The following is a 16,011-nucleotide window of genomic DNA, read 5'->3' on the forward strand; positions in this document are numbered from 1 at the left end:
TGGGGGGATCCGCTCCGGGGAGACTCGGGAAAGGGAGAGTTCTACGGCGCCTCAGATTGTGGTTGAATCCGCACACCCCGACACAAAAGCGCCGGGCGGGCTGAGAACTCCTCAGCCCGCCCGGCGCCTTGTACAACGGAAACTCAGACCAGGTTCACCGAGCGGGCGGACGTCGCCCCGATCTCCGACGCGACCTCGGCCAGAACCGCGGTGCCCACCGTGTCGTCCACGGTCAGCACGGCCAGCGCCTCTCCGCCGACCGCCGCGCGGGCGACCTGCATGCCGGCGATGTTGATGCCCGCCTCGCCGAGGATGCGGCCGACGGTGCCGACGACACCCGGGCGGTCCTCGTAGCGCAGGACGACCATGTGGTCGGCGAGGGCGAGGTCGACGTCGAAGTCGCCGACCGCGACGATCTTCTGCACATGCTTCGGGCCCGCCAGCGTGCCGGAGACCGACACCTCCTCGCCGCTGCCGAGCGTGCCGCGCACGGTCACCACGTTGCGGTGGTCGGCGGACTCGGAGCTGGTGGTCAGCCGCACCTCGACGCCACGCTCCTGCGCGAACAGCGGCGCGTTGACATACGACACCGTCTCGTCGACGACGTCCTCGAAGACGCCCTTGAGCGCGGACAGCTCCAGCACCTTCACGTCGTGCTGGGTGATCTCGCCGTAGACCTCGACGTCGAGACGGACCGCGACCTCGCCCGCGAGCGCGGTGAAGATGCGGCCGAGACGCTCGGCGAGCGGCAGACCCGGCTTGACGTCCTCGGCGATGACACCGCCCTGGACGTTCACCGCGTCCGGCACCAGCTCACCGGCGAGCGCGAGGCGCACCGACTTGGCGACGGCGATACCGGCCTTCTCCTGGGCCTCGTCGGTCGAGGCGCCGAGGTGCGGGGTGGCCACGACCTGGTCGAACTCGAACAGCGGGGAGTCCGTGCAGGGCTCCTTGGCGTACACGTCCAGACCCGCGCCCGCGACGCGGCCCTCCTTGAGCGCCGAGTACAGCGCCTCCTCGTCGACGATGCCGCCGCGGGCCGCGTTGACGATGCGCACGCTCGGCTTGACCTTGCGCAGCGCCTCGTCACCGATCAGGCCGAGGGTCTCGGGGGTCTTGGGCAGGTGGACGGTGATGAAGTCGGAGACCTCGAGCAGCTCGTCCAGGGACAGCACCTTGACGCCCATCTGCGCGGCCCGCGCGGGCTGCACGTAGGGGTCGTAGGCGACGACCTTCATACCGAAGGCGGACATGCGCTGCGCGACAAGGGCACCGATGCGGCCCAGGCCCACGACACCCAGCGTCTTCTCGGCCAGCTCGACACCCGTGTACTTGCTGCGCTTCCACTCGCCGACCTTCAGCGCGGCGTTCGCCTGCGGGATGTTGCGCGCGGTGGCGAGCAGCAGACCACAGGCCAGCTCGGCGGCCGTGACGATGTTGGAGGTCGGGGCGTTGACGACCATCACGCCGGCCTTGGTGGAGGCGGAGACGTCGACGTTGTCCAGGCCTACGCCGGCTCGCGCGACGACCTTGAGCTTCTTCGCGGCGGCGATGGCCTCCGCGTCGACCTTGGTGGCGGAACGGATCAGGATCGCGTCGACGTCGGCGATGGCGGGGAGCAGCTCGGCTCGGTCGGCGCCGTTGCAGTGCCGGATCTCGAAGTCGGGGCCGAGCGCGTCTACGGTCGCGGGCGACAGCTCTTCAGCGATGAGTACGACGGGTTTCGAGCTCACGTGAGTCCTCACAAGTCCAATGCGGACGGCCGTCCCGACGGCCGCTGGCGGTGGAGGGGGCTAGCCGCGGAAGACGCACGACGCTGTGGGCCTGACGCGTATGTTGTGCAGCAGTGTAGTGGCGTGCCGGAGGGCGTCTTGCGCCTCTGCGGAAGGATCACCCGTCCGTGGCTGGACGGGGTGGACAAAGGGGGCCGGAGCAGTTTGCCCCGACCCCCTGACGTGGGGCTTACGCCTCCTCGTTCACCCAGCTCATCAGCTTGCGGAGCTGCTTGCCGGTGGTCTCCAGCAGGTGCTCGGCGTCCTGCTGCTTGTACTCGTTGTACTTCTTCAGACCGCCGTGGTACTCGTCCATCCAGGTCTGGGCGAAGGTGCCGTCCTGGATCTCGGCGAGGACCTGCTTCATCTCGGCCTTGGTGGCGTCGGTGATGATGCGCGGGCCGGTGACGTAGTCGCCCCACTCGGCGGTCTCGGAGACGGACCAGCGCATCTTCTCCAGGCCGCCCTCGTACATGAGGTCGACGATCAGCTTCAGCTCGTGGAGGCACTCGAAGTAGGCGATCTCCGGCTGGTAGCCCGCCTCGACCAGGGTCTCGAAGCCGGCCTTGACCAGGGCGGAGGTGCCGCCGCACAGCACGGCCTGCTCGCCGAACAGGTCGGTCTCGGTCTCCTCGGTGAAGGTCGTCTTGATGACACCGGCGCGGGTGCCGCCGATGGCCTTGGCGTACGACAGGGCCAGCGGGAAGGCGTTGCCCGTGGCGTCCTGCTCGACGGCGGCGATCGCCGGAACGCCGCGGCCCTCCTCGTACTGACGGCGGACCAGGTGGCCCGGGCCCTTCGGGGCGACCAGGGCGACGTCGACGCCGGCCGGGGGCTTGATGAAGCCGAAGCGGATGTTGAAGCCGTGGGCGAAGAACAGCGCGTCGCCGTCCTTCAGGTTCGGGGCGATGGACTCCTCGTAGACCTGGGCCTGGATCGGGTCCGGGATGAGGATCATGATGACGTCGGCCTCGGCGGCGGCCTCGGCCGGGCTCACCACGCGCAGGCCCTGCTCCTCGGCCTTGGCCTTGGACTTGGAGGCCTCGTGCAGACCGACACGGACGTCGACACCGGAGTCGCGCAGCGACAGGGCGTGCGCGTGGCCCTGGCTGCCGTAGCCGATGACCGCGACCTTGCGGCCCTGGATGATGGACAGGTCGGCGTCAGCGTCGTAGAACAGCTCGGCCACTTTGGGTTCTCTCCTTGGTGTGCAGGTTGTGCGTCCCACCGTATGCCGGTGAGCGGACGGAAAGTCTCGGGGTCTCGGCATACGGGCGACCGGCGATGCGCCGACCGCCCGTATCCAGCCTTACGCGGATCGGTCGAGAGCGCGCAGCGAGCGGTCCGTGATCGAACGGGCGCCGCGACCGATCGCGATCGTGCCGGACTGCACCAGCTCCTTGATGCCGAACGGCTCCAGCATCTTGAGCATGGCGGACAGCTTGTCGCTGGACCCGGTGGCCTCGATGGTCACGGCCTCGGGGGAGACGTCGACCGTCTTGGCGCGGAACAGCTGGACGATCTCCACGATCTGGGAGCGGGTCTCGTTGTCGGCGCGCACCTTCACCAGAACGAGTTCGCGCTGAACGGCCGAACCCGGCTCCAGTTCGACGATCTTCAGGACTTCGACGAGCTTGTTGAGCTGCTTGGTGACCTGCTCCAGCGGCAGGGCTTCGACGCTCACCACGATCGTGATGCGGGAGATGTCGGCGTGCTCGGTGACGCCGACGGCGAGGGAGTCGATGTTGAAGCCGCGGCGGGAGAAGAGGGCGGCGATCCGGGCCAGGATGCCCGGCTTGTTCTCCACCAGGACGGAGAGCGTGTGCTTGGACATTTTCTTCTGCGTCTCTCTCGCTCAGTCGTCTTCGTTGTCGCCGAAGTCGGGGCGGACGTCCCGGGCGGCCAGGATCTCGTCGTTGGAGGTGCCGGCGGCGACCATCGGCCACACCATCGCGTCCTCGTGGACGATGAAGTCGATGACGACCGGACGGTCGTTGATGGAGTTCGCCTCTTCGATGACCTTGTCCAGGTCCTCGGGGCGCTCGCAGCGGATCGCGTAACACCCCATGGCCTCCGACAGCTTCACGAAGTCGGGGACGCGGGTGCCGGCGCTCGGCTCCTTGCCGGTGGCCTCCGGGCCGGAGTGCAGCACGGTGTTGGAGTAGCGCTGGTTGTAGAAGAGGGTCTGCCACTGGCGGACCATCCCGAGGGCACCGTTGTTGATGATGGCGACCTTGATCGGGATGTTGTTCAGGGCGCAGGTGGTCAATTCCTGATTGGTCATCTGGAAGCAGCCGTCGCCGTCGATCGCCCAGACCGTACGGTCCGGCCGGCCGGCCTTGGCGCCCATGGCGGCCGGGACCGCGTAGCCCATCGTGCCCGCGCCACCGGAGTTCAGCCAGGTGGCGGGCTTCTCGTACTGGACGAAGTGCGCGGACCACATCTGGTGCTGGCCGACGCCCGCGGCGAAGATCGTGCCCTCCGGGGCGAGCTGCCCGATGCGCTCGATGACCTGCTGCGGGGCCAGGGAGCCGTCCTCGGGCTGGTCGTAGCCGAGCGGGTAGGTCTCGCGCCAGCGGTTGAGGTCGCTCCACCAGGCGGTGTAGTCGCCCTTGTGGCCCTCGCTGTGCTCCTTCTGCACGGCCTGGACCAGGTCGGCGATGACCTCGCGGGCGTCGCCGACGATCGGCACGTCGGCGGCGCGGTTCTTGCCGATCTCGGCCGGGTCGATGTCGGCGTGGACGATCTTGGCGTACGGGGCGAAGCTGTCCAGCTTGCCGGTGACGCGGTCGTCGAAGCGGGCTCCGAGGGCGACGATCAGGTCGGCCTTCTGCAGCGCGGTGACGGCGGTGACCGCACCGTGCATGCCCGGCATTCCCACGTGCAGCGGGTGGCTGTCGGGGAATGCGCCGAGCGCCATCAGGGTGGTGGTGACGGGCGCTCCGGTGAGTTCGGCGAGGACCTTCAGCTCGGCGGTGGCCTGCGCCTTGATGACGCCGCCGCCGACGTAGAGGACGGGCCGCTTGGCGGCGGTGATCAGCTTGGCGGCCTCGCGGATCTGCTTGGCGTGCGGCTTGGTCACCGGGCGGTAGCCGGGCAGGTCCATGGTGGGCGGCCAGGAGAAGGTGGTCTTCGCCTGGAGGGCGTCCTTGGCGATGTCGACCAGGACCGGGCCCGGGCGGCCGGTGGAGGCGATGTGGAACGCCTGCGCGATGACCTGCGGGATGTCCTCGGCCTTGGTGACGAGGAAGTTGTGCTTGGTGATCGGCATGGTGATGCCGACGATGTCCGCCTCCTGGAAGGCGTCCGTGCCGATCGACTTCGAGGCGACCTGGCCGGTGATCGCGACCAGCGGCACCGAGTCCATGTGCGCGTCGGCGATCGGCGTGACCAGGTTGGTGGCGCCGGGGCCGCTGGTCGCCATGCAGACGCCGACCTTGCCGGTGGCCTGCGCGTAACCGGTGGCCGCGTGGCCGGCGCCCTGCTCGTGGCGGACCAGGACGTGGCGCACCCGGGTGGAGTCCATCAGCGGGTCGTACGCCGGCAGGATCGCGCCGCCGGGAATGCCGAATACCGTCTCAGCGCCGACCTCCTCGAGGGAGCGGATGAGGGACTGCGCACCCGTGACGTGCTCGACGGGGGCGGACTGCTGTCCTCCGGATCGGGGCCGCGGCTGCGGATGGGCCCCGGTGGCCTGCTCGGTCATCGGCATTCTCTTCTCGATGCTGAGGGTTTTTGCGAGGTTTGTACGGTGTACGACTGCGGTACGACAGGTGCCTGTGCAACAAAAAACCCCTCGTGCCGTAGGGCAAGCGAGGGGAGCGCGCCGGTGTGGTCGCTGGGGATTCCGGATCGTCCTCCGGTCGTTCCCAGCTCAGCCGACGCGCTGTCCAAGTACGAGAATTCGGGTGCGCATGGCACTGACCCTCCCCCCGACGCGCACCACGTGTCAAGTGGGTGGGACGGGAGTCTCATTATGTGAGCGAAGGGCACTGCCACCTCCGAAGACGGCGGACACACCTCCGGTGTACACCCCCGCTCCCCCGCCCGCGAACGCCGGCTCGGCCGGGGCGTGCGGAACGGGATAATGGCCTGATCCGAGCGCCCGGCGCAGCCGGTACTCGTCCAGCGGTCCCGCGAAGGCCATGCCCTGCCCATGGGTGCAGCCCATCGCGCGCAGCGCGACCACCTGCTCCGGCAGGTCGACGCCCTCGGCGACGGACTGCAGCCCGAGATCGCCGGCGATGCGCAGCAGCCCGCTGGTGATCTTGTGCAGCCGCGCGGACTCCACGACACCGTCGACCAGGCTGCGGTCGAGTTTGAGGATGTCGACGGGGAGCCTTCTGAGGGCCGTGATCGCCGCGTAGCCGCTGCCGAAGCCGTCGAGCGCGATCCGCACGCCGAGCCGGCTGAGCGCGGCCAGGCGCCGCTCCAGCTCGTCCAGCGAGGTCCTGGGGTCGGTGTCGGACAGCTCGACGACCAGTGCGCCGGGCGGCAGCCCGTGCCGGGTCAGCAGCGCCTCCAGGGGGCCGAGCGGTGTCGAGCGGTCCAGCAGCCGCCGGGCACTCGTCCGGACGGCCACCGGCACCACGCTCCCGGTGGCGGCCCGCTCGGCCGCCTGCTCCACGGCCTCCTCCAGGATCCAGCGCTCCAGCTCGGCGGTCTTGTCGCCGTCCTCGGCCACCCGCAGGAACTCGGCCGGGGTGAACAGCACCCCCTGGGAGGAGCGCCAGCGCGCCTGCGCGGAGACCGATGTGATCCGGCCGTTCTCCAGACAGACCACCGGCTGGTGCAGCAGCGCGAACTCTCCGTCGTGCAGCGCGGCGCGCAGCCGGGTGGCCAGCTCCGCCTTACGTACGACGTCCTGCTGCATCTGCGGTTTGTACAGCTCGACACGGCCCTTCCCGGCCGACTTCGCGCGGTACATCGCGAGGTCGGCGTTGCGCAGCAGCTCGCCCGCGCCGAGGCCGGGTTCGGCGAAGGCGACCCCGATGGAGGCGTTGACACGGACATCGTTGCCGTCGATCGCGTACGGCTGGGAGAGGGTCACCCTGAGGCGGTCGGCGAGCTCCAGGATGTTCCGCTCCCGGGCGGCACGGTCACGGGTGCCGTCCCCGACGATCAGGGCCGCGAACTCGTCGCCGCCCAGCCGGGACGCGGTGTCCCCGTGCCGGACCGCGTCCTGGAGTCTGCGGGCGGCCTGGACGAGCAGCTCGTCCCCCGCCTGGTGCCCGATCGTGTCGTTGACGGCCTTGAAGCCGTCCAGGTCGATGAAGAGCACGGCCGTGCCCCTCAGGGCGGCGCCGCGGTCGGTGGCCCGGCGGCCGGAGACGGCCTGCTGGACGCGCCTGGTGAACAGCGCGCGGTTGGGCAGGTCGGTGAGCGGGTCGTGCTCGGCGTTGTGCTGCAACTGGGCCTGCAGCCGTACCCGTTCGGTCACGTCCCGGCTGTTGAAGATCAGGCCGCCGTGATGCCGGTTGACGGTCGACTCGACGTTGAGCCAGCCGCCCTCGCCCGAGCGGAAGCGGCACTCGATGCGTGTGGTGGGTTCCTCCAGCGGGCTGGCGGCGAGGAAGCGGCGCACCTCGTGCACCACGCAGCCCAGGTCCTCCGCGTGGATCAGGGCCGCCAGTTCGGTGCCCACCAGATCCTCGGCGGGCCGTCCGTAGACCCCGGCGGCGGCCGGGGAGACGTACCGGAGGATGCCGTTGGGCGCGGCGATCATGATGACGTCGCTGGAGCCCTGCACCAGGGAGCGGAAGTGGTTCTCCTTCTGCGCCAGTTCCTGGGTGAGGGTGATGTTGTCCAGCAGCATGATGCCCTGGCGCATGACGAGCGCCAGCACGACGCCGCCCGCGGTGATCAGCACGACGTGGTCGGGCCGGCGGCCGTTGAGGACGTTGTACAGGATGCCCAGGGTGCAGACCGCGGCGGCGAGGTACGGCGTGAGCGCGGCGAGGGAGCCGGTGAGCGGCCGGCCGGCCGGGTACCGGGTGTGGTCGCCGCCCGGCGCGGGCACGTGGGGGTGGCCGGTGCCGCGCTGGCCGGGCACGTGCTCGTGGACGACGCGTGTGTGCCCGTCCGGCACGTGCCGCTCGCCGTCCTGCGCTCCGGGGCGCCGGGGGGCGGCCCAGGGGGCGTAGGCGAGCAGCAGGGAACCGGCGAACCAGCCCGCGTCCAGCAGCTGTCCGGAGTGGTAGCTGCTGTGCAGCAGCGGCGAGGTGAACAGCGCGTCGCACATCACGGTCAGGGCGAGCGCGCCGATCGCGGTGTTCACCGCCGTGCGGTTGCCGGGGGTGCGGCGGAAGTGCAGGGCGAGGACCATGCTGACGAGCGCGATGTCGAGCAGCGGGTACGCCAGGGACAGCGCGGTGTGCGCGACGCTCGGCCCGTCGAACCGGGCCGCCTGGGCGAGCGCGAGGCTCCACGACAGCGTGAGCAGGGAGCCGCCGATCAGCCAGGCGTCCAGCGCCAGGCAGATCCAGCCCGCCCGTGTCACCGGCCGTTTGGCGAGGACCAGCAGGCCCACGATGGCGGGCGGCGCGAAGCACAGGAAGAACAGGTCGGCGTAGCTGGGGCTGGGCACGGGTCGTCCGAGGACCACTTCGTACCACCCCCAGACCGCGTTGCCCAGGGCGGCCATCGCCGACGAGAGCGCGAACAGCAGCCAGGCGGGGCGGAAACGGACCCGCGGGCTGCGTGCGTAGAAGAAACAGGAGACTGCGGCGGTGCCCGCCGCGGCGGTCAGCCCGAAGTCGCCCATGATCAGCGCGAGTTTGCCCGAACCCCAGTCGAACATGGAGCCGATGACATAGGCGCCGCAGACCAGGGCGAGGGCGAGCTGATGGACCAGTCGCCTCCCGTCACCGGCGGCCGGCCGGCGGGGCGGCAGCGAGGCCCCCGGCGGATGCGGTGTGCGCAGCGCGCCGTCGAGGGTGGTCGTCACGGAGGGCGGCGCGTTCACCGGGGCCTCCCGGTGCGCGCCGCTCCCGGGCCCCGTGGGTCCCGGTGCGCATTCCTCCTGCGGCCGCCCGGCCTGCGGTGGTGGCTGTGATGGCTCATGTGGTGGCCGCGTCTGCGCGCCGCCGTGCGCCAGGGTCGCCGTCGGCGGCTCCGCCGCGTCGGATCGTTCGTCCATAGGCCGTGCATCGCCCGTCGCCCCCCTCACAAATCTGAAATGTCCATCCCCGGCGCCGTACGTCCCCGGCGCAGCCCCTGTCGGGACGATACACCAGTATCGTCACTCAGGGACATAGCTTCTCTACGCTCCGTGACGATCAACGGATATGCCGGCACGGTCTGCGTCCGGAAGATTGCGGAGGGTACCGGAAGCGGATTACGCCCCTGTTGTGAGGATCACGTTCCGCAGGGGCTCCCGGTTCACAAAACGGTTCAACTGGTCCACGAGCAGCCGCTTGGCGCGTGGCAGGAAGGCCGACGTGGGCCCGCCCACATGGGGGCTGATGAGCACGCCGGGCGCCTGCCACAAGGGGTGTCCGGGCGGCAGCGGCTCCGGGTCGGTCACGTCGAGGGCCGCCGCGATGCGCCCGTTCTCCAGCTCCGTGAGCAGCGCCTTGGTGTCGACGACCCCTCCCCGGGCGACGTTGACGAGCAGCGCTCCGTCCTTCATGCGGGCCAGGAATTCCGCGTCCACCAGACCCTGGGTCTCCGCCGTCAAGGGCGTGCAGAGGATCACGACATCGGCTTCCGGAAGCAGTGAGGGCAATTCGGTGAGTGGGTGCACCAGACCGCGCGCCGTGGTGCGCCTGGAGCGCGCGACGCGCGCCACCCGCGCTACTTCAAAGGGCACGAGCCGGTCTTCCACGGCCGAGCCGATGGCGCCGTAACCGACGATGAGGACGCTCTTGTCGGCCAGGGCGGGGTGGAACGCGCTCTGCCAGCGCTCCTCCTGCTGCGCCCGGACGAACCCGGGGATGCCGCGCAGGGAGGCCAGGGTCAGGGTCAGCGCGAGTTCCGCCGTGCTCGCCTCGTGCACACCGCGCGCGTTGCACAGCTGTACTCCGGGCACGATCGCCGACAGCCGGGCGGTGACGTCGTCCACGCCCGCGGTGAGCGTCTGGATGACCTGAACACCGGTCAGATGCTCCAGGGGGCGCACCTTGACCGGCCACCGCTTCATGTACGGCACCACGTACACGACACAGTCCGCGGGGTCGCCCGGAAACCCCTGGTCGCCGTTCTCGCCCCCGTCCCAGAACAGGTACCGGAGCCCCTCGGGAAGCCCTTCGATCTCGTCCGGCGGGATGGGAAGCCACACGTCTGCACTCATGCCAGGAGGCTATGTCAGTCGTACACGTGTGCAGAGGTTAGGTTGGGGGCCGGCACAGGGAGGTTCACGAGCAGGTGGAGCGCAGGACGATCGGCGCGGGGGCGCTCGCGGTGGGGGCCGTCGGACTCGGGTGCATGCCGATGAGCTGGGCGTACAACGGATCCCGGCAGCGGGGCGACCTATCGCTCAGAGCTGTTCACCGGGCGCTGGATCTGGGCTCGACCCTCCTGGACACGGCGGACATGTACGGCCCGTTCACCAATGAGCTGCTGCTGGGGCGGGTGCTGAAGGAGCGGCGCGAGGACGCCTTCGTGTCGACGAAGGTCGGGCTGCTCGTGGGCGAGCAGCACATCGTGGCCAACGGCCGCCCGGGGTATGTGCGGCGGGCCTGCGACGCCTCGCTGCGGCGCCTGCAGACGGACGTGATCGACCTCTACCAGCTGCACCGCGCGGATCCCGAGGTCCCGGTCGAGGAGACGTGGGGCGCGATGGCCGAGCTGGTGCAGGCGGGAAAGGTACGGGCGCTGGGTGTCTGCGCGGTGGGTGCGCGCGGCGGGCGCCGCTCGGGGTCCCGGCTGTACGACCCGACGCTGCGCCAGCTCCAGCGGATGCAGCAGGTCTTCCCGGTGAGCGCGGTGCAGGCGGAGCTGTCGGTGTGGTCGCCGGAGGCGCTGGACGGGCTGCTGCCGTGGTGCGCGGCGCGGGGCGTGGGCTTCCTGGCGGCGATGCCGCTGGGCAACGGCTTCCTGACCGGCACGCTCACCCCGGGCGAGGGCTTCGAACCGGACGACCTGCGCGCCCGCCACCCCCGCTTCACGGCCGAGATGATGGCGGCCAACCAGCCGATCGTCGCCGGACTGCGCCGTGTCGCCCGCCGGCACGGCGAGGGCGTCACCGCGGCGCAGGTGGCACTGGCCTGGGTGCTCGCCCAGGGAGGCCAGGTGATCGCGCTGCCCGGCACCAAGCAGGAGCGCTGGGCCGAGGAGAACGCGGCGGCGGCCGCGCTGCGGCTGACCGCGCAGGACCTGGCGGAGGTGTCCCGGCTGCCGGCCGCGCGGGGTTCCTGGGACTGAGGGCCCTGGCGGGGCCCGCAGTGGTGAGATGGGAGCAGCTGCCGCTGGATCACCGCCCCGAAGGGACCATGATCGTGCAACGTCGAGTTGTGACGGCCGTGTTGGCCGCGACCGCGCTCCTGCTCACGGCGGGCTGCTCCTCCGGCGGTGGTGGCGGCGGCGGCGCGCCGAACGGCAGCGGGAGCGCGACGTCACCGGGTGCCGCCGCCTCCTCCGCCCGGGCCACGGAGTCGGCCGCTCCGGCCAAGGGCTCGGTGAAGGTGCTGCGCACCGTGGCCGAGGGGCTGAAGACACCGTGGGGTCTGGCTCCGCTGCCCGGCGGCGGGCTGCTGGTCTCCTCCCGTGACGAGGGCACGATCACCCGGATCGACGAGAGGACGGGCAGGAAGACCGAGCTGGGCAAGGTCTCCGGGGTCTCCCCGGCCGGGGAGGGCGGCCTGCTGGGCATCGCCCTGTCGCCCGACTACGCCTCGGACCACATGATCTACGCCTACTTCACCTCGGCCTCGGACAACCGCATCGTCCGGATGCTGTACGACGAGCAGAAGCCGGCCGGCGAGCAGCTCGGCGCTCCCGACACGATCTTCAAGGGCATCCCCAAGGGAATCATCCACAACGGCGGCAGGATCGCCTTCGGCCCCGACGGGATGCTCTACGCGGGCACCGGCGAGAGCGGCGACCGCGGTCTGGCCCAGGACAAGAAGTCCCTGGGCGGCAAGATCCTGCGACTGACCCCCGAGGGCGAGCCGGCCCCGGGCAACCCGTTCCCCGGCTCCCCCGTGTACTCGTACGGCCACCGGAACGTCCAGGGTCTGGCCTGGGACTCCAGGCAGCGCCTGTTCGCCTCGGAGTTCGGCCAGGACACCTGGGACGAGCTGAACGCGATCAAGCCGGGCGACAACTACGGCTGGCCCCAGGCGGAGGGCAGGTCCTCACGGGCCGGTTTCCACAATCCGATCGCCCAGTGGCACACCGACGAGGCCTCCCCCAGCGGGATCGCCTACGTCGGCGGCGTCATCTGGATGGCCGCCCTCAAGGGCCGGCGCCTGTGGCGCATCCCCCTGCGGGGCACCGGGGCCGCGGCGGCCCCGCAGGCCTTCCTCACCGGCGAGTACGGCCGCCTGCGGACGGTGGTCCCGGCAGGCGGCGACAAGGTGTGGCTGGTCACGAGCAACACGGACGGACGGGGGAAGCCGAAGAAGGGCGACGACCGGGTACTGGAAGTGGAAGTGAAGTAGCTCCCGGCTCATCCGTGGGTCACTCGTCGTCCTCCGCCCCGGCTTCCGGGGAGGGCGGCTTGGGCCCGCGGACGACGACCTTCCCCGAGGCGAGGTCTATGGGTCCCCGGCTCGGGTCGTTGTCCCCGACGTCCTCCCGGGTCAGCTCCAGGCGCTTCTCTTCGTCATGGGTGTGCTTGCGACCGGGTGCGAACAGTTCCTCGAAGGCGTTGAACACGGCTTCTCCCCCTTGCCGGTTTCCTCCAGCGTACGGTCAGCCCGGCGCTTCCGCGGTGAGCGCTTCGGCCGGGAACAGCCCCAGCCGGTGCGCCACCGCCGCCGCCTCGCCCCGGCCCGCGACGCCGAGCTTGGACAGGATGTTGGAGACGTGGACGCTCGCGGTCTTCGGGGAGATGAAGAGTTCCTCGGCTATCTGACGGTTGGTGCGGCCGGCCGAGACCAGGCGCAGGACGTCCCGCTCGCGGCTGGTGAGGCCGAGGCTCTCGGCGGGGTCGAGGGCCCTGTGGGGCGTGTGGCCGAGAGTGAGGCGGGCGCGCTGGGCGAGGCGGCCGACGGCGTCGGCGAGCGGGCGGGCGCCGAGGTGGTCGGCCACGGCCCCGGCCAGACGGAGCAGTTCCGTGGCGCGGTGGCGCTCGTCGTCCCCGGCGGCCTCTTCGAGCAGGGCCTGGGCGAGTCGGCGGCGGACGCGGGCCAGGTCGTAGGGGCGGTCCAGGCACTCGAAGTCGGTGACCACGTCCGACCAGACCGCGGCGGTGTCGGTGCCACGGGCGCGGTGCAGTTCGGCGCGGGTCCAGCGCTCGTAGGCGTCCCAGACGGGTGCTCCGGTGGTGAGCTTCCGTGCGGCTTCGGCGAGCGTGTCGAGAACGGCGGCGCGGCCGTCGGCCGCCACGGGCAGGGCGCGGGAGTCGGCCTCGGTGGTGGCGGCGGCCAGCAGCAGGGGCCAGCCGTAGCGCTGGGTGCCTGGTGGGAAGCCTGCCGCCAGGGCGCGGTCCAGCTCGACGCGGGCGTCGAGGAGTCGTCCCTCCTCGGCGGCGACGCCGATGGTGATGCGGCCCACGGGCAGCAGCACCTGGGGCATCGGATCGTGGGAACCGTAGTGGGTGAGCGCGATGGACAACTGGCGGGCGGCCTCGGCGGCGTCGCCCCGGGCGAGGGCGATGTGGGCGAGGCGCAGGGCGCCGGCGCCCCGGGGTTTGGCGCTGGCCGCGGAACCGAGGGCGCCCGCGGCGGCTTCGGCGGCCTCGTCCCACTTGCCCAGCGCGTACAGCGAGTCGGAAAGGTTGCCGTGGAGCCACGCCTCGGAGTCCAGCAGGCCGAACCTGCGGGCGAAGACGAGACCCTCGCGCAGGATCGGCACGGCTTCCCGGGAGCGGCCGACCGAATCCAGCTCGGAAGGCAGGTTCACATACGCCCGGCCCACGACATGGGCCACGCCCTCCTGGAGCGCCGCCTGCTTGACCCGGGCCATCTCCGCCAGCCCGGTCTCGACGTCACCCGAGTCGACCATGAGGGCGGCCAGGGTCAGCTGCGCGTTGAGCTCGATCTCACGGGCGTCCACCATCCGCGCGTACTCCACGGCCCGCTCGGCGGCGGCGAAGGCCTCGGAGCCGGGCTGGTGGAGCATGGACCAGCTGGCCACGTTGGCCAGCACGTCGGCGTGCACCTCCGAGGGCGGCAGGCCGCGCACCAGGTCCTGGGCGTTGGCGAGTTCCTGCCAGCCGTCGCCCCGGGCCAGGGCCTGGACCAGCCGGGAGCGCTGCACCCAGAACCAGGCCGCGCGCAGCGGGTCGTGCTCGTCCTGGAGGAGCCGCAGGGCCTTCTTGGCGATCTTCAGGGCGCGTTCGCGCTCCCCGCAGAAACGGCCCGCGACCGCCGCCTCGGCCATCAGGTCGAGATAGCGCAGCGGGGTGGTGGCCGGATCGCACCCGCACGGCGGGTAGACGTCGGTGTAGTCCACCGGGCGCAGGGCGGCACGGACCTCTTCGGGTGCGGCGTCCCACAGCTCCATCGCCCGCTCCAGGAGCCGCAGTTGCTCGGTGTAGGCGTGCCGGCGGCGGGCCACGACGGAGGCGTCTAGGACGGCGGGCAGGGCCCGGGCGGCGTCATGGGCGTGGTACCAGTAGCTGGCCAGGCGCATCACGCGGGCGTCGGAGGGGACGAGCGTGGGGTCGGTCTCGACGGCCTCGGCGTAGCGCCGGTTGAGCCGGGAGCGTTCGCCGGGGAGCAGGTCGTCGGCGACGGCCTCGCGGACCAGGGAGTGCCGGAAGCGGTAGCCGTCGCCGCCGGGGGTGGCGGTGAGGATGTTGGCGCCGACGGCGGCTCGCAGCGCCTCGATGAGGTCGTCCTCGACGAGCCGGGCCACGGCGGCGAGCAGCCGGTACTCGACGGTGGAGCCGCCCTCGGCGACGATCCGGGCGACCCCTTGGGCGCTCTCGGGCAGCGCCTCGACCCGGACCAGGAGCAGGTCGCGCAGGGAGTCCGTGAGCCCGGTGCAGCAGCCCTCGACGGCGGCGACGGCGAGTTCCTCGACGAAGAAGGCGTTGCCGTCGGACCGCTCGAAGATCTCGTCGACCTGGGCGGGATCGGGTTCGGCGGCGCGGATGCCGGCGATCTGGCGGCCGACCTCCTCGCGGGTGAAGCGGGCGAGTTCGATGCGGCGGACGGTGCGCAGCCGGTCGAGTTCGGCGAGCAGGGGGCGCAGCGGGTGGCGGCGGTGGATGTCGTCGGCGCGGTAGGTGGCGAGGACCAGGAGGCGGCCGGTGCGCAGGGTGCGGAAGAGATAGGCGAGGAGGTGGCGGGTGGAGGCGTCGGCCCAGTGCAGGTCCTCCAGGACGAGCACGACGGTGTGCGCGGCGGCGACCCGCTCCAGCAGCCGGGCGGTGAGTTCGAACAGGCGGGCCATGCCCTGCTCGTCGTGGCGGCTGGAGGTGGCCTCGCCGAGCTCGGGCAGCAGCCGGGCCAGTTCCTCCTCCTGTCCGGCGCCGGCGGCGGCGAACTCCTCGGGCAGGGCATCGCGCAGGGCGCGCAGCGCGGTGGAGAAGGGGGCGAAGGGCAGCCCGTCGGCGCCGATCTCCACACAGCCGCCGACGGCGACGACGGCGGCACGGCGGCAGGCGGCCGCGGCGAACTCCTCGACGAGGCGGGTCTTGCCGACCCCCGCCTCCCCGCCGAGCAGCAGCGCCTGCGGCTCGCCCGCGGCGGCACGGGCGAGCGCGTCGTTCAAGGTGTCCAACTCGTCGGTGCGGCCGACGAACACGGGACTCACGGACCTGGTCTCCACGGGCCCGAGCATCGCACGAGGTCCGGACGGCGATGCACCCGTTTTCCACAGCCCCGGTGTGATCGTCGTACGAATCTGGGGCGGAGGACGGCCGACCCCCGTGCGGCCGCCCTCCGCCCTGCCCGCGCTCACGCGGTGCGCGGGAGCCGGTGCCTGCGGGGACGGTCGGTATGGGTCTCGGCACCCGCGGTGCTGTGCAGTGCGGCCTCCTCACGGCGGGCGATGCGACGGGAGCGCCGGACCTCGCGGGCGAGGCGCTCCTGTGCGGCCACCCGCAGCAGCTCGGTGGAACGCACCCGGTGGAGTTCGTACTCGTACATGGTCTGTCCTTCGGGAGAGGTGGTTTCGTGCTTCGCTT

Annotated in this window: 11 protein-coding genes; 2 read left to right on the plus strand and 9 right to left on the minus strand. The window is 71.4% G+C overall.

Features of this window, described 5'->3' with window-relative positions; all coding sequences use genetic code 11:
- Positions 1-143: 143 nt before the first annotated feature.
- The 6 genes from serA to AC07DS_RS32530 form a co-directional block, all read right to left on the minus strand.
- Positions 144-1,733 carry a phosphoglycerate dehydrogenase gene (gene serA / locus AC07DS_RS32505; protein ID WP_145883518.1) on the minus strand — a complete coding sequence of 530 codons (1,590 nt, stop codon included), beginning with the start codon at positions 1,731-1,733 and terminating at the stop codon, positions 144-146.
- A 229-nt stretch (positions 1,734-1,962) separates the two neighbouring features.
- Positions 1,963-2,961, minus strand: a complete 999-nt coding sequence (gene ilvC / locus AC07DS_RS32510; protein WP_479151115.1) for a ketol-acid reductoisomerase — start codon at positions 2,959-2,961, stop codon at positions 1,963-1,965.
- Positions 2,962-3,081: 120 nt separating this feature from the next.
- Positions 3,082-3,606 (minus strand): acetolactate synthase small subunit, encoded by a 525-nt coding sequence (gene ilvN, locus AC07DS_RS32515; protein ID WP_145883520.1) that lies wholly within the window; start codon positions 3,604-3,606, stop codon positions 3,082-3,084.
- A 21-nt stretch (positions 3,607-3,627) separates the two neighbouring features.
- Complete coding sequence (locus tag AC07DS_RS32520) at positions 3,628-5,478, minus strand: acetolactate synthase large subunit (RefSeq protein ID WP_145883521.1); 1,851 nt, start codon at positions 5,476-5,478, stop codon at positions 3,628-3,630.
- 243 nt (positions 5,479-5,721) lie between these two features.
- On the minus strand, positions 5,722-8,736 hold the full coding sequence (locus tag AC07DS_RS32525) for an EAL domain-containing protein (protein ID WP_479151118.1): 3,015 nt from the start codon (positions 8,734-8,736) through the stop codon (positions 5,722-5,724).
- Between the two features lie 372 nt (positions 8,737-9,108).
- On the minus strand, positions 9,109-10,062 hold the full coding sequence (locus tag AC07DS_RS32530; protein ID WP_479151120.1) for a 2-hydroxyacid dehydrogenase: 954 nt from the start codon (positions 10,060-10,062) through the stop codon (positions 9,109-9,111).
- Between the two features lie 74 nt (positions 10,063-10,136).
- Here AC07DS_RS32530 and AC07DS_RS32535 point away from each other — a divergent pair, with 74 nt between their 5' ends.
- Together AC07DS_RS32535 and AC07DS_RS32540 are read left to right on the plus strand one after the other, a co-directional pair.
- Positions 10,137-11,135, plus strand: a complete 999-nt coding sequence (locus AC07DS_RS32535) for an aldo/keto reductase (protein ID WP_479151122.1) — start codon at positions 10,137-10,139, stop codon at positions 11,133-11,135.
- Between the two features lie 68 nt (positions 11,136-11,203).
- Entirely contained in the window at positions 11,204-12,373 is a 1,170-nt protein-coding gene (locus tag AC07DS_RS32540; RefSeq protein WP_479151124.1) for a PQQ-dependent sugar dehydrogenase, read from the plus strand.
- 19 nt (positions 12,374-12,392) lie between these two features.
- On the opposite strand, the gene AC07DS_RS32545 is transcribed toward AC07DS_RS32540, so the two are convergent.
- From AC07DS_RS32545 to AC07DS_RS32555, 3 genes are all read right to left on the minus strand, one after another.
- Positions 12,393-12,590 (minus strand): DUF6191 domain-containing protein, encoded by a 198-nt coding sequence (locus AC07DS_RS32545; RefSeq protein WP_479151126.1) that lies wholly within the window; start codon positions 12,588-12,590, stop codon positions 12,393-12,395.
- Positions 12,591-12,626: 36 nt separating this feature from the next.
- Positions 12,627-15,665, minus strand: coding sequence for a helix-turn-helix transcriptional regulator (locus AC07DS_RS32550; protein ID WP_479151128.1), 3,039 nt, complete (start codon positions 15,663-15,665; stop codon positions 12,627-12,629).
- A gap of 116 nt (positions 15,666-15,781) precedes the next feature.
- Positions 15,782-15,973 (minus strand): hypothetical protein, encoded by a 192-nt coding sequence (locus tag AC07DS_RS32555; RefSeq protein ID WP_479151130.1) that lies wholly within the window; start codon positions 15,971-15,973, stop codon positions 15,782-15,784.
- Positions 15,974-16,011: the final 38 nt, after the last annotated feature.

It is taken from the genome of Streptomyces sp. NPDC044064, from assembly GCF_056434245.1.